Raw genomic sequence first — 268 nt, 5'->3', positions numbered from 1 at the left:
CGTCAGCGCGATGCACTACTGGAGCTCAAGCCCGTACTCAGCGAGCAGATCAGTGGCCTGGCCCGCCGTGATGAGGTGCAGCAGCGTCTTGTCGAGCTGGAGCAGCAACTGCCCCGACAGCAACAGGCGTTGCGGGATGTGGCTGGCCGGCAGGCGCAGGCATTGCAGACCCGTGACCAGGCGCGCCACGAGGAAGAGGCCGAGCGCCGCCAGCAGGAGCAGGAGCGTCTGGCACGCAGCGACAACGTGATGGCGCTGCGCCGTGGGC

At 68.3% G+C, this 268-nt stretch carries 1 protein-coding gene; it reads left to right on the top strand.

The window, feature by feature from the left end:
- Positions 1-268 (top strand): hypothetical protein (locus tag R0J88_RS20575; protein ID WP_410900965.1); only part of this gene is annotated, 268 nt, incomplete at both ends.

The organism is Pseudoalteromonas sp. SIMBA_162, assembly GCF_046535955.1.
Lineage (GTDB): Bacteria > Pseudomonadota > Gammaproteobacteria > Enterobacterales > Alteromonadaceae > Pseudoalteromonas > Pseudoalteromonas marina.
Note: the sequence above shows the minus strand (reverse complement) of the source record. Positions and strands in the feature narration are given on the sequence as shown.